General features: G+C 41.4%; 13 protein-coding genes and 1 tRNA gene. 4 read left to right on the plus strand and 10 right to left on the minus strand.

Annotated elements, in window-relative coordinates:
• Window positions 1-4: 4 nt before the first annotated feature.
• Together QT327_RS24210 and QT327_RS24215 are read left to right on the plus strand one after the other, a co-directional pair.
• Window positions 5-1525: a RagB/SusD family nutrient uptake outer membrane protein gene (locus QT327_RS24210; protein WP_130854659.1), complete on the plus strand. Its 1521-nt coding sequence runs from the start codon at window positions 5-7 to the stop codon at window positions 1523-1525.
• Window positions 1526-1696: 171 nt separating this feature from the next.
• Window positions 1697-3205 carry a choice-of-anchor I family protein gene (locus QT327_RS24215; RefSeq protein ID WP_289554185.1) on the plus strand — a complete coding sequence of 503 codons (1509 nt, stop codon included), beginning with the start codon at window positions 1697-1699 and terminating at the stop codon, window positions 3203-3205.
• Between the two features lie 228 nt (window positions 3206-3433).
• Here QT327_RS24215 and QT327_RS24220 read toward each other — a convergent pair.
• Window positions 3434-3507, minus strand: a tRNA-Pro gene (locus QT327_RS24220).
• Between the two features lie 180 nt (window positions 3508-3687).
• Between QT327_RS24220 and QT327_RS24225 the strand changes: the two genes are divergently transcribed.
• Both QT327_RS24225 and QT327_RS24230 read left to right on the plus strand, forming a co-directional pair.
• Entirely contained in the window at window positions 3688-4269 is a 582-nt protein-coding gene (locus QT327_RS24225) for a hypothetical protein (RefSeq protein ID WP_289554186.1), read from the plus strand.
• A 9-nt stretch (window positions 4270-4278) separates the two neighbouring features.
• A complete protein-coding gene (locus QT327_RS24230) occupies window positions 4279-4785 on the plus strand; it encodes a hypothetical protein (RefSeq protein ID WP_289554187.1) in 507 nt (168 codons plus the stop codon).
• On the opposite strand, the gene QT327_RS24235 is transcribed toward QT327_RS24230, so the two are convergent.
• From QT327_RS24235 to QT327_RS24275, 9 genes are all read right to left on the minus strand, one after another.
• Window positions 4778-5404 (minus strand): NAD(P)-dependent oxidoreductase, encoded by a 627-nt coding sequence (locus QT327_RS24235; RefSeq protein ID WP_289554188.1) that lies wholly within the window; start codon window positions 5402-5404, stop codon window positions 4778-4780. The genes QT327_RS24230 and QT327_RS24235 overlap by 8 nt on opposite strands.
• Window positions 5405-5490: 86 nt before the next feature.
• Window positions 5491-5799, minus strand: a complete 309-nt coding sequence (locus tag QT327_RS24240; RefSeq protein WP_354004835.1) for a helix-turn-helix domain-containing protein — start codon at window positions 5797-5799, stop codon at window positions 5491-5493.
• A 7-nt stretch (window positions 5800-5806) separates the two neighbouring features.
• Window positions 5807-6274 (minus strand): DUF6597 domain-containing transcriptional factor, encoded by a 468-nt coding sequence (locus tag QT327_RS24245; RefSeq protein ID WP_289554189.1) that lies wholly within the window; start codon window positions 6272-6274, stop codon window positions 5807-5809.
• Between the two features lie 32 nt (window positions 6275-6306).
• Window positions 6307-6825: a DinB family protein gene (locus QT327_RS24250; RefSeq protein ID WP_013664568.1), complete on the minus strand. Its 519-nt coding sequence runs from the start codon at window positions 6823-6825 to the stop codon at window positions 6307-6309.
• 129 nt (window positions 6826-6954) lie between these two features.
• Window positions 6955-8607 (minus strand): FAD-dependent oxidoreductase, encoded by a 1653-nt coding sequence (locus QT327_RS24255; RefSeq protein ID WP_289554190.1) that lies wholly within the window; start codon window positions 8605-8607, stop codon window positions 6955-6957.
• Window positions 8608-8645: 38 nt separating this feature from the next.
• Window positions 8646-10079, minus strand: coding sequence for a RagB/SusD family nutrient uptake outer membrane protein (locus tag QT327_RS24260; protein WP_013664570.1), 1434 nt, complete (start codon window positions 10077-10079; stop codon window positions 8646-8648).
• Window positions 10080-10107: 28 nt separating this feature from the next.
• Window positions 10108-13350, minus strand: coding sequence for a SusC/RagA family TonB-linked outer membrane protein (locus QT327_RS24265; protein ID WP_289554191.1), 3243 nt, complete (start codon window positions 13348-13350; stop codon window positions 10108-10110).
• 299 nt (window positions 13351-13649) lie between these two features.
• Complete coding sequence (locus tag QT327_RS24270) at window positions 13650-13889, minus strand: DUF4974 domain-containing protein (protein WP_289554458.1); 240 nt, start codon at window positions 13887-13889, stop codon at window positions 13650-13652.
• A gap of 68 nt (window positions 13890-13957) precedes the next feature.
• Window positions 13958-14857, minus strand: a complete 900-nt coding sequence (locus tag QT327_RS24275; protein ID WP_289554192.1) for a FecR family protein — start codon at window positions 14855-14857, stop codon at window positions 13958-13960.
• Window positions 14858-14880 lie beyond the last annotated feature (23 nt).

A 14880-nucleotide genomic window follows, 5' to 3' on the forward strand; every position in this document is an offset into this window, starting at 1 on the left:
CACCATGAAGTGGAAATATATCTTGCCTATTGCGATCATGACATTAGGCTCTTGCAGTAAAGACTTTCTGGATCAAAAAGATCCGAATGCAACATTAATAGATGACTATTTTAAAACAGAGAACGATGTATTATTGGCTGTTAATGGTTTATACCAGGCGCTCCGCAGTGGAAATACCATTGGGGAAACCAGCAGCCTCTATAGTGAACAACGTTCAGATAATACCGGAACTAACGATAATCAGTCCAACTCGGGCGAACCTTTTCAGTTCAATGATTTTTCCTTGCTCCCGAGCAATTCTTATCTAAAAACGCATTGGGTAAACATGTATGATGGAATTGCCCGATGCAATACCTTACTGGCTCATATTGATGGAGTGTCTTTTTCAAATGAAGACACCAAAAAACGCTATATGGCCGAAGCTAAATTTATCCGCGCACTTCTATATTTCCATATGGTGCGGAAATGGGGTGCTATTCCTTTAACAACAGTTCCTCCTACAACAACGGATGAAGTATCGGCAATTGCCTATCGACAAGAGGAACGTATAGTATATGGACAGATTATAAAAGACCTAACCGAGGCTTTGGACAGCAACTTGCCCAATGAGCAATGGGATTACGCCGTTGGAAGGGTTTCCAAAGCGGCTATCAATGCGCTGCTTGGCCAAGTCTACTTAACTATGGGATCTACCTTGAGCGAAAATCCGCAAGCAAATCTTCAACAGGCAGAGGCTTATCTTTCGGCGGCCTACAACATGCGCAGTTTTGGCGAATTACAAGAGATTCCCTATACCGATGTATTTGATGTAAATAAGAAAAACACCTGTAAGGAGTTGGTCTTCCAGATTCAATACCTACAAGGTGATCAAAATTATTCCTCTGCTATTGCACGCAATAATCAAGCAAAAGGAGAGACCATCAACTCCTTAAAACCATCTACAGGATCGGGAGGTATGGCTAAACGTGATTTAGTGAATGACTACGAACAAGGCGACCTCAGAAAAGACTTCTCTGTGAAATTCGCTGCGGATCCGCAAGTAAGCGATTGGTTTATTACTAAATTTAGAGATACCAGTCCGGCAGCTGGTGCACAAGGCTGGGGTGGAAATGATTGGATCGTGATCCGCTATGCCGACATCATGTTATTACTGGCGGAGGCTAAAATGAAATTAGGTAAAGATAGCGAAGCGATCGTTTTATTGAATCAGGTTAGAGCACGCGCTGGCATGCCTTCCTATCAGGAGGCCATGCGAAATACGGCTTATGCCACAAAGTATCCAACCTTAAAAGAAGCCATTCTGCACGAACGTCGTGTAGAACTGGCTTTTGAAAACCATCGCTGGTTCGATTTGATCCGAAATTATACTGCCGAAGAACTAGTTGCTTATTTTAAATCCAAAAACCAAAGTGATTACGGTTTGGCTAATTTGAATAACATCGGTACCAAAGACCGGTATTTTCCAATTCCTTATGATGAATATCAACTGGATCCGGAAAAAATGTATCAAAACCCTGGTTACTAAACGCATTGACCCATCTTAAAAGAAGTCTCCTTGTTTTCCCTAAGAAGCATAGGAGACTTCTCCATTTATCAGCCGTTTTACTTGTCGCAACAATTTAGCAACGCTATGTTAACAATAGGTTCATCTCTCTTCTTTACTCTTGCCTAGTTTTAATAAAGCCTTGATACAATTATGAAATTTAAACATTTACTGCCTTTTGTTCTCATCGTAATACTAAATGCCTGTTCGAAAGATGACGATGCAAATGGAAACGAGCCCGGTCAGCAAGAAGACCCTGCTTCATTTACCGAAATCGGGACTTTGGATATCGGCGATACGGGCGCAGCAGAAATCAGTGCCTATGACCCTTCAATGCAACGATTATTTGTTGTAAACAATAGCGAAACAAATAAGATTGATGTCATTGATATAGCTGACCCTTCCAAGATGACTATCATTCATTCTATTCCAACTAACAGCGGCGCGGTAAATAGTGTTTCCGTAAAGAACGGTTTGTTGGCTGCGGCCATTGAATCGCCCGACAAACAACAACCCGGAAGGGTAACGGTATATAATACCAACGATTATTCAGAAATAAAAACCGTAAGCACCGGCCCTTTGCCTGATATGGTGACATTCAGCCCTGATGGCAATTATATTCTTACAGCTAACGAAGGTGAACCCAATTCCGATTATAGCCTTGATCCCGTCGGTTCGGTGTCTATTGTTAGTGTGAAGGATAATTATCAGGTTGTCAATGTAGATTTTAGCCGTTTTGAATCGGAGCAAGCGGCTTTGCAACAAAAAGGATTTCGCATTTTCGGTCCCGGGGCTTCTTTTGCGCAAGACATAGAACCAGAATACATCACCATTTCACCGGACTCAAAAACGGCTTGGGTGACCTTACAAGAAAACAATGCCATTGCCAAAATTGATTTGGCGACTAAAACGGCCACGAATATATTCCCCTTAGGTTTTAAAGATTACAATGTTGAAGCAAACGCAATAGACCCGTCCAATGAAGATGGTACTGTCGCGTTTAAGCCCTGGCCGGTGAAAGGAATCTACATGCCCGACGCCATTGCTGTGTTGCAGACGGGAAGCATTCCATTTTTATTTACGGTTAATGAAGGCGACGCGCGGGAATACGATGCAATAGAAGAACTCAAACGAATAAAAAATATGAGTCTCGATCCTGCTGTATTTCCAAACGAGCAGGAGCTTAAACAGGATGCGCAACTTGGTCGTTTGAATGTTACTACTACCTTGGGAGATAGCAACAAGGATGGCTTATACGAAGCCCTTTATTCTTTGGGTGCACGTTCTTTTAGTGTATGGAATGGCACGACCGGCGAAATGGTCTACGATAGTAAAAACGAATTGGAGGTAAAAGCTAATGCTGCTGGCTATTACGATGACGACCGCAGCGATGATAAAGGCGTAGAACCTGAAGGTATCACCCTTGGAAGGGTGGGAAATAAGGATATTGCTTTCATCGGTATGGAAAGGGCTGACGCCATTGCTGTTTATGATGTAACGAATCCGAGCGCGCCAACTTTTTTACAAATCTTTAAAACCGGTGACGCACCGGAAGGTGTTTTATTCATTTCCGCGGCCGACAGCCCAACGAAGAAAAGTTTGTTAATAGTGAGTAGTGAAGAAGATGGCGTGCTAAAAGTATATACGCCTAATACTATATAGAATAATTTTCAACTCGGAGGCCTTCCGATCAAAACGAAGGCCTTATTCTTTTTCTCGCATGCAGCATTGATAAGATTATCTCACTTAACTCAGTGATTCTTAAGAGGGAGAATATCCAAAAAGCTTTCGTCCCCTCTACTTAGTCCAAGATCCATTTACCGTGTTTTCAAATAAGCTTGAATCTAGTAAATGAACCTCGAACTTTGCTCTGCAAGCACCTTTTGGCCGTCGGGATGACAGGATTCGAACCTGCGACCTCTTCGTCCCGAACGAAGCGCGCTACCGGCCTGCGCTACATCCCGAATACTCACAGAACAAACTTAGAGAAATGATCTAAATCTGTCAATAGTCTAAAAAAAACAGTGTCTAGCAAAGTCTGTTCTCTTATGGCCTAGCCAGTTCAACAAGTTTACATATGCTAAGAATTTGCAAGCATATTTAAACCTTGACAACCCGAAAACCTCTAATAAAAAAAGCTATCTATGAGAAAACCCATCTATATTATACTGATTTGTTTCGTTGCTTTTGTTCGATCGACGATCGCCCAAACAAAACCTCAACTCGCTGTTCGTCTGAATCCAAGCAATGGCATTGCCTACATTCGCGTATTCTATCCCGAATTGCAGGTTGATCTAAACGGAAATGGCCAGCTTATCAATACTTGGAATCATGTGGAGGAGGAGACCGTATCTTTCGATTATTATGATCAATTTGATAACAAAGAAAAGATAGGAAAAATGAAATCAATCGGAAATGTTCATATAGATTATTACGACAATTTCGATGACGAAGCCAAAAGGGGAAAAGTAAAACAAATAGGTGATATACAAATCGACTATTATGGCCGCTTTGACGGCATATTTCAGGGCAAAATAAAATCGATCGGCCATCAACCTGTCACCTATTACGATCAATTCAGTGGAAATGAAAAAAAAGGAAAATTAAAATCGATCGGCTTGGTTGAAATTGATTATTACGATCGATTTGATGGTGAACATCGTGCAGGTAAAATAAAGTCAATTAATGGTAATGAACAGGAGAACGTACATGTTCTCTTCAATTAGCGAATTTTTATGAAGCAGCGCTTTACATCAATAAAAATATGGTTACTACTAAGCGGACTGACCCTTCTTACCCTCAGTTCCTTTGCTCAAGGTGTTATCGTTAATCAAGACGGAACCATTTCCATACAAAATGGATCCACAATTATCAGCTCCAACGGTTCGGTATCAACTGTTCATGGTTCTATCATCGTTAACGCAGACGGTTCACATTCCGTAATTGCAGGTTCATCCGTCATTAACGCCAACGGCACGGTTAGTACCATTGCCTTGCCCCTTGCTTCAGAAAAAGAGGATAATCATCCTTTTTCCGATAGTAAAGATTCCGATGAGCAATATTTTCCGCCTAGACACGACAAAAAAATCAATATCAGCAAATCTCAGAAGCTAAAACAGAATCCTTCTTTAACTATACCTGTAGAATCGTTTAGCCATCCTGTGAGCACAGATCCTTTCCAACTCAACAACGATAAAAATCTTCGACAAAAAAACAAATCCGTTGTGAGTATATCTAATTAGATATACTCACGGCTTTCCTGATATACTCATTGCTTGTCACCTGTTTTAGCATAAAACCGGCTACGTCCGCCCGAGAAATTTTCAAGGACAGTCCTTTTGCTTTGCTATCAAAGCCGATCTTATAACGATCTGTTCGCTCGCCCGCGGTAAAAGCCGAAGGCCGTACAATTGTATAATCTAAATCGCTGCCTACTAAATGCTGCTCTTGTAATTGATGATCTTTGAAAGCCTTTTTAAGAAGCATACCAAACATAACGTATTTCCAAAAAAAATTGAGGTTTCCGGCACTATCCCCAAGGCCAAGAGTCGTTTCACAGATTAATCGCTTTATCCCTTCCTGCTTCATGGCGTCAATTATATTTTTGGTACCGATTGCTCGGATACTCCCTTTATTTCCATCGCCTATTGCGCATAACACGGCTTCCTGGTTTTTAACCGCTTCTTGTATCGCTGTTTTATCTGTTAGGTCTCCCTTGAAAATGTGCAATAGTGGAGATGCCGGCGCTTGTAACTTTTCAGGGTTTCTGGTAAAGGCTGTTACGCGATGGCCTTCTTGAAGGGCCTGCTTTACGATAAGTGTACCTATACTTCCGGTAGATCCGAATACAATTAAATTCATGATAATTCCTTTTTAAATTTAACACAAAATGATATCACGAATTTCTGCGTATCTCAGTCTGAGAAATAGAAAAAAAACGACAAAAGCTAGTCCGTCCGTTGAGAGAAAACTCGTGGGGTTTCGCCGGTAAATGCCTTAAATACGCGAATGAAGTGCGACTGATCGGCAAAGCCATTTTCATAAACAATTTCATTCATCTTTTTAAAATCTTTGAGCGCAAGTTGAGAAAAAGACGCCTGAAATTGAATAATCTTGGCAAATTGCTTTGGTGATAGTCCTGTTTCTTTTATGAAGCGCCTTTCAAGGGTCCTACCATGGATATATAGTGCAGAGGCAATTGCATGAATACTTTCCTGTCCGTTCGTTTGAATAATCCGCTCAATTGCTTGTTTAATCTTTAAGTCAAGCTTTTGCTTTTTTTTGTGCTAACAATGAAGATAGAAGCTGCGTAATGGCTTCTATCTTTTCGTCCACTGTGCGATAAGCCAACAATCTATCGTTAAACGAGGCCATATCTATTTCACGAAAAGACGTTAAATCATAGCAGCCATCATTAATGGATTGCGGGTCGACATTAAAGAAACTTTTGAAAACAAAGGGATAAAGCCGAAATATAATAAGCAAGTATGGCCCGGTTAGCTGCATTTCAATCGGTTGGATTGTCTGTCCATACAAAAAAGATAGGGGCATCAATTTCCCATGTGGCTTAATAAGTAAGCCCTCTTTTGTCTGTTGAAAAAGGAGCCCCGGATAACCATCGGCAAAGAAGGGTAAGTTGACTTGCCCATTGACGGTATCTTCTTTATATATCCAGATATCTTTTACAAATAAGGATATACATTCAGGTGCTCGCAGTTTTTGATGATCCATAACCTAAGCGAATATAGAAAAGAAATGCTAAATCATAGGCTGCGCGTGGAAGAGGCTAATTGCTCTGTCAGTTGTTGCAGGTGTCGCAGGGTATGATACGTATTAAAACCCAACCATTCCAACCGTGTAAATGGGCCGTATTGAGGGATAGCAAAATCTGTGCATAAGCGTGATACATCTTCTTGCTGCCATACTTCGCGATGTTGTTCGACGCGCTGTTGAAGACCGTGCATCAGTTTTTTCTTTACGATCCGATCAGCGGACGGCACCACTTCCTGCGGTGCTTGATACTGCTTCTCGAAATTCAGAAGAACACTCTTTATCAGTGGTAGGTTTAAATCAATTGGTCTGTTCGCCTCTATGGTCGTCCCTTTCATCGTATAGATCGAAGCATAAGATTTGTACAAATGCAGACCCAATTGACCAGGTGTCCATTTTCCGATAACCAAGCATCGATTCATCTGTTGCTCCGTCATTGAGTCGAATAACTCTAGCATTTCTGCCATAACTTGTTCAAAAAGATTCTCAAGTTCCTGATGTTTGCTTTTCATGATAATTTTCAATACTGACCAATACAAACTTACGAAAGTTTATACCTCAAACGGGGAAGGATTACGACAAAAGCGACGTAAAATGCGACGAATGAAAAGTACGCATTAATGCGTACTTTTCGTTTTATATTATTTAGCCGGCTTCTCCAATACCTGCTTTTCTTGCTTTAGTTTCTTTTCCAGATCGGCATAGGCGACTTCCTGTACATCGATCCCTTTATCAATAGCTAAAGATGCAGCCAAGGATGCGCTTTGACCAAGAATCATAAATACGGGTTCCATGCGTATACTCCCGAAGGCGATGTGTGAACTTGATACACAAACCGGCACCAGTAAATTGCTACATTCTTCTTTTTTGGGCGTAAGGGCCCCATACGCAATCTGATAAGGTCCTTTTTTTGGAGATACACCAATATCCCCTTCATTTTGAACAAAACCATCCGGTTTCACATACCGTTGTACATTATGCGAATCTAAGGCATAGGAGCCCATACCTACCGGATCTTTTATTTCGCGCTCACTAAAGGTATCATGCTCTGTCATCACATAGGTACCGATCATCCTTCGTGCTTCCCGTACATAAATCTGATGTGGCCAGCCTCCATTGTCTTTAAATTCATCTTTGGCTAGCCCCCACTGTGCCATTTCTTGACGTACATCTTCCGGTACGCGCGAGTCGTTTGCCAAGAAATACATAAGACCCTGTTGATAATCGGTATGCTCCTTGATAATCTCTTTACGCCGTTCATAACTAGCATCCGGATAATCGTAATTCATACCAATAAAGTCGGTACTGAAAGGACCATGATTATTGGTATCGGTTTTCCGGTTCGGTATGGGATCATATTTTTGGAATGTTTCTCGCCAGCCGGCAGCATAAACCCGTGCTAATAACTCGTAATTATCCGCATTATAATTGGCTGGTTTAGGGAAAGGAACACGGTTATCCGGATGATTACTCAAACACATACGGAAGCAATAGGCTTGTACTTTGTTATCACCTTCACCATATTTACCGGGATCGGCGTTCGATACACCAAAGAGCAAGCCGCTTGTTGAATCGCCTGGAACTTTATAGGGACTGATGTTCGACTTGAAGTAATGTCCATGATGTAGCACGCCTGTTTGTACGCCATTCCATTTTTCGCCATATTGGCTGTTGGCTTCGCGCCCCACGTGGTAGCTTACCCCTGCAGCAGCCATTAAATCTCCTTCATAGGTTGCATCAATAAACATTTTACCACGAAAGGTCTTGCCGGCAAGTGTTGTAATGGACACTATTTTGCCGTCTTCCATCGCTACCCCTTTCTCACGATCAAGCCATTCGTCCCTACGCACGTCCAAATCGAATTCCTTTACGTAGTTTTCGAAAATTTGTTCGGCTACATGTGGTTCAAAAATCCACATGGTGCGGGCATTACCGTCAATTGCCGGAGTTCCCTGACCTTTATTACCGTATTCCGCTTGCTTTTGCCAACGCCATGTAGCACTGTCCTGATAAGCCATATAAACACGATGATAAAAATCTCGGGCTAAGCCTCCAATAACCGACTTATCTCCTGTGTCGGTAAAACCTAGGCCGCCAGAAGACAGGCCACCTAAGTGCGTATCGGGAGAAACAACGATAACCGACTTACCCGATTTCTTTGCTTGCACCGCAGCAGTAATGGCGGCAGAAGTGCCGCCGTAAATAATAATATCTGCTTCCTCATAATATTGCTTTTTAGAACTGCAACCAACTATTGCTAATAGCAGATAAATCTTGAATAGTGTCTTTTTCATAATAGGGTGTCTACATATTTTAAAATTAAGTTTTCCTCTTAATAACCGGGATTCTGTTCGCTTTCCATTGCTTTGTTGTATAATATCTCCGAATTTGGAAGTGGCCATAGCATCACTTTATCCGCAACGGTAATCCCTTTAACTTCCAAGATACGCTGTTTCGCTATACCAAGCCTCACCAAGTCCAGCCAACGTTTCCCTTCATACATGGTTTCGTATCCCCTTTCTTCAATCACTTTATCCAAAAAAGAATCGAGATTAAAATCCTGAATCTTAAAGTCTATCGCCGATGCAACCGTTGATGGATAACCATAAGCACGTCTATGTATTTTGTTTAGACTTTCTATGGCGGCATCGGTAGGAGCACCTTTCGCTCGAGCCTCCGCTTCCGCATGAAATAATAATAAATCTGCGTAACGGTACCAAGGGTAGTCATTCGCGGCACCTGCCGTTGCATCGGGGTCCCTAAATTTTCTAAACAAGCATGTTGTTGGTCCTAGACCGACATCCACATTGTATAAGATGTGTTCTTTTCTCAGATCAGCATGATCCCAATTTTTTATGAAAGGGTTTTTCAACGAATCTGTATATTGGGCATAAACTCCTCCGGGCCCGTAGTAATTGTATTCTGAAGTTTTGCGGTGGGCATAGCTGACCAGCCCGAAACCTTGCTGTCTATTAAATTTCAAATAAAAGATCTCTTCCGGTGTATTCACCACATCAGGACCGAATATCTTTTGAAAATCATCGGGAGTGGAAACTTCAACCAAAGCAAATCTTTCCGAAGAAATCACCTCTTCCGATTTAGCCGCGGCCTGCTCCCATTTTTGCTGATATAGATAAATTTCTGTCAACAAGGTCTTCGCTGCCCAGAGAGTTGGCCTTCCAAGGTCTTGAACTGTTGGTGGTAACCCGGCCTCTGCATCCGTTGCATCTTGCAGTATTAAATTGAACACTTCTTCCACCGATGATCGGGGAACATCCGAGATATCAATATTAGCTTCCGTTCGAATGGGTAATCCTCCGAAGCAGCGAACTAATGAAAAATACATCATTGCGCGAAGGTATTTCGCTTCAGCAATATAAAGCGTTTTTTCTTCATCGCTTACTTCAGTAGCTAATGGCACCTTCGAAATAACAATATTAGCATTTCGAATGGAACGATATAGTTTGTCCCACACAACGGATACTCGATTGATATTCGTGTTATCTAATCCTTGATAGGTACTGACCACTGCTTGCGAACCTCTTGAGTATCCATAATCAGGTAATCCCTCCAGCTGAGCGGGATAATTCAATCCAAAAGCATCCCCTTCCCGCATAGGCCCGTAAATTGCATTGACAGCCGCTTTTACTTCGGCCGTTGTATTATAAAAATTGTCTTCTGCTTGTGATTTGGGTTTCTCCGTCAAGGCATCCGAGCAAGCCGAAAAAACAAACAACCCTACAAGTCCTATTATTAAATTCTTCATGTTGATCTCTTTAATTAAATGACATCTATTAAAAACTTGCCCTGATACCAAACGTCACTGTCTTGGCAGTTGGATAAACATAGTGGTCTATACCCTGCTCGATCGAATTAGTTCCACCATAGGAATTCACCTCCGGATCATACCAAGAGTAATTGGTTATTGTGAATAAATTCTGCGCGCTTATATATACCTGTCCGCTCGACAACCAATTTAATTGCCATTTATCCGTTGGTAGATTGTATGCAAGTTGAATATTCTTCACACGAAAAAAGGAGCCATCTTCCACAAAACGATCGGATACCTGTGCCTGTGAATTGGTTTTGATAATGGGGTATTTTGCATTGGTATTTGTTGGGGTCCAATGGTCGGTATATACTTCTCGCAACATATTGAGGGCTTGCCCATAATCATATCCCTGTCCTTGCGCACTCAGATTATAAATATCATTGCCTTGGCTTCCTTGCAAAAAAATGGAGAGATCAAAACCCTTATAAGACATAGAAGAGGTAAAACCGTAAGTAAAGTCTGGATTGGGATTACCGATAATTTGTTTATCTCCCTGATCTCTGCTTCCATTTCCATTGAAGTCTTTATAGACTATATAACCGTTCGCATCATAGCCTTCCTCTACATAGCCATAAAAGGACCCTAGTGGATAGCCCTCCCGCAAAATATTGATATTGTCGATCGATGCAGCTCCAATTGCTGCGCCCAAAATATCGTTCCCTCCATATAGTTCCATTACTTTATTTCGATTAAAGGATATGTTTCCACCTAACTGCCAATTAAAATCTCCTTTAAAAACATCACCTGTTACATTAAGATCAATCCCCCTGTTTCGAATTTTGCCTACATTCTGAACAGTGTACTTGTACCCTTGTGACGCCGGTAAGGTGACGTTATTCAACAAATCGCGTGTGTTCTTCACATAAAAATCAGCGGTTAAGCTCAAGCGATTGTCAAATAAGCCTAAGTCGATCCCCACATCGGTTTGGGATGTTGTCTCCCATTTCAAAGGTCCGGCCAAGCGGTCGCTTGGTGAATACGCCGGAACCAAAGCATCACCAAATACTACTTGGCTAGAAACCAACTGGTTTAACGTAAAATAGGGATCGATAGCTGTATTCCCGGTTTCGCCGTAGCCTACTCGGACTTTTAAATCCGAAATGGCTGGAATACGCTTAATAAACCCTTCCTCAGAAAGACGCCACGCAAGCGCCGCCGAAGGAAAGTAACCCCATTTTTGCCCTTCACTATAACGGGAAGAACCATCTGTTCGAAAACTAATAGTCGCTAAAAAGCGATTGTCAAATGAGTAATTTACACGAGCCAGATAAGAAATTAAACTCCATTTCGTATAAGAGGAGCTAGGTACACTCTGCGTGGCCGCCGCTCCGATGTCATACGTTTCCTGATTATCACTGATAAACCCGGTACCTGAAGCAGTAAAAGTAGTCGCAACATAGTTTTGATACGTGAACCCCGCCAAAGCATTGAGATTGTGTTTACCAAAATCCTTTCGATAATTCACTGTATTTTCGCTTAGTATACTGGTATTTTGAGGGGTCTCAATCCATGCTTGGCCGGTAGAATTAACAAATCGCGTGGTTCGGTATCTATCTTTACGATCACTACTATTTTCAATCCCACCTAATGTTTTAAACACTAAACCCTTTATAGGCTCATAGCTTAGCGATAGATTGGCAAGTACATTATCCGACTTTATTTTATCCGACTCCTCATGTAAAAAATTTAATGGATTCACCATAACGTTCGATCCCCAGGTATAGGCTTCTGTTAGATTTGAATAACTTCCATCTGCATTATACAAAGGCATCGTCGGATAGCCCGATAGCGCTGCTGAAATTAGTGTAGAACCACGGTTTCCTTTCTCCGATTCCTTTCTGTTTTCATCAAAGCGACTCAAAATACCGCTAAAATCGAATTTAAGTTTATCACTGATATCGGAGTTTAAGTTGACACGCAAGGAGTTCCGCATATAATCGCTCCCCTCAATAATTCCGTTCTGCTTGAAGTTTCCTCCAGAAATAGAATATCTTGTTTTATCATTTCCGCCACTGATGGTAACCGTATTGCTAATAATTGGTGCACTGCGGAATACCACATCTTGCCAATCTGTCCCTTCGCCAAATGAAGCAATTTCTTCCGCTGTGAAATGAGGTGCCAAGCCATCATTAGCAGCCTGTTCATTATAAAAATTCGCATATTCGGTTGCATTCATTAGGTCAAGCTTTTTACGTAAAGATTGAATACCGATATACCCGTCGTAATCCACTTTAATCTTGCCGGACTTCCCTGTTTTAGTAGTAATCAAAACAACGCCATTTGCACCTCGAGAGCCGTATATAGCCGTTGCTGATGCGTCTTTTAAAATCTCAACCGATTCAATATCCGCATTGTTCAATAGTAAAGGGGAACCGGAGTACGGAAACCCATCCACCACATAGAGCGGTTCATTACTGCCTTTTATAGAGTTTGTACCTCGAATACGAACACTAACAGGACTTCCAGGCGAGCCTGTGTTTTGTGAAACATAAACGCCCGATGCTCTACCCGCGAGTGATTGAATCATATTGGGAGCCGGTACTTGACTTATTTCTTCGGCCTTTATGGAAGCGACTGCTCCTGTAAGATCGCGCTTTCGCTGTGTACCATACCCCACTACCACAACCTCATCCAAATCACTTATCGATTCTTTCATCATGATATTAATTGTTGTTAAACCATCAATTGGCTTCTCAACGGTTTCATAACCTAAGGCGGTAAAAACAAGGATACTCCCCTCTTTACTTAAATTAATCTGATAGTTCCCCTGCACGTCTGTAGAACTGGCTAGAGAAGTTCCTTTCAATAAAACTGTAACCCGTTCAATGGGCTTTCCTTGCTCATCCGTCACGCGTCCTCTCACGCTTTTCGGTTGTATATCTGCAAAATTAATGTCTCCATTTCCGGTCTGATGCTGACTCTGTTTAATCACAATCGTGCCATCTTTCAATGTCCATTCCAATGCCAACGGCTTTAATAAATCGGCCATCGCTTTATTGAGCGGTACATTTTTAAAATCTGCTTTTACTTTTTTTTCTGCCAAATCTTTTCCATTAAGAAAAAAGGGGTGGCCACTTTGCTTCTGAATAACACGCATTACGTGCGACAAGGGAATGTTCTTTGCCTTTAAGGTAATTGTTTGAGCAAAACCGCTTGCAACTACTTGCATCACAGATAGAAGTGTAATGAAAACTGTTAGTTTCATAATCAGTAGCCATCGATAAGCTAAAGGCCAAAACGAGCCTTTAACACATGCGTAAAAAATCATATGTTTGTACTGTTTGAATGATGTAATATAATCGGTTAGATCCTTTTGCTTCCTTAAAGGAAGCGATATTGCGCATCCAAATCTACCGGGTGGTGTCACTAGCACTATCCGGTTTATTCAAAATGCGACGGGCTCATTGGTCTTAAGTTTGGTACGCTATCATCACATTTTTTGTTTAATGGTTAATAATTTGGTTTACTTGTTTGTGCCATAATCTAGCACCACTTACGCTTTTCTCAATACACAATAAGTTTATTTGTCCCGGTTGTTTTATCAATTTTAAACTTCACACCACCCTCCTCTAAAATTGCCAATACTGCGGATAGGCTCTTTTTTCTACTGATTTCACCATAGAAATAAGTATCAGGGACGTCTCCTTTATATACGATTTCGACGTCATACCATCGACTTAGTTGATTCATTGCATCGGTAATTTTCGTCTCATCAAAATAAAAAACTCCTTTTTTCCAAGCGATATAGGGCGCGACATCAACTTTAAGTACAGAAGTCTTTCCGTTATGTACGGTACTCTGCTCCCCTGGCTTTAAAGGGTAGTCAAAGCACTCGCTGCATTTTCTTTTGAAGAAATAGCTACCACACTAACTGCTCCTTCCACCAAGGTGGTTTTCACCGCTTCTTCCTTGTTATAGGCTGAAATATTAAATTGTGTGCCCAGAACTTTTGTTATCTGGTGTTCATTTTTCACTATAAAAGGTCGGTATTTATCGGGTTGGATTTCAAAATAGGCTTCCCCCTTTAACTCTACCGTTCTATTTTCTTGGGTAAAATCTGTCGGATATTTTAAGGTACTGGCCGCATTGAGCCAAACATACGATCGGTCGGGTAACACAATCTTATATTGTCCCCCCTTAGGTGTTTCTATCGTATTATAAACTATTTCTGCCTTTTTATCCCCTCGTCTTCCTTGCTTAACAGGATCCGCTACCACTTCATAAATGAGTTGGCCATCAGCTGTTTTTGTGATCTTCATACCGTTCTCTTCTGCTATCGCACCATCTGTGCCCGCATCCAAGTTAATTTTACGCCCGTCTGCGAGCGTTAATATGGCTTTATTCCTCCCTGGATTAATATCATTTTTGTTGGTCAACAAACTTTGTTTAAAGCCTACCGATTCACTTACATACACAAAAGTGCCAATGCTAAACATTAAAAGAAGGATAGCAGCAACCGCAATCCAAGAAATAAAACGGCGTTTTGGATACCGCTTTTCTGTATGCCCGGCACCCATATGAGATACTAATTGGTTCAAGAGCCTATTCTTGATCACCTCTTCCGCATCATAGTTCGCCGATATTTCTGCTAATTTATCATTATGGCTGTTATACCACGCTTCAAAGTCTGCCTTTTCTGAATCTGTCAATAGTCCTCTTTCCCATTTATAGGCCAATTCTTTAATATATGCGTTGGTAAATTTTGCCGCCATTATATACCGTCTTTATTTTATAG

The sequence above is a fragment of the Olivibacter sp. 47 genome (assembly GCF_030372825.1).
GTDB lineage: Bacteria > Bacteroidota > Bacteroidia > Sphingobacteriales > Sphingobacteriaceae > Olivibacter > Olivibacter oleidegradans.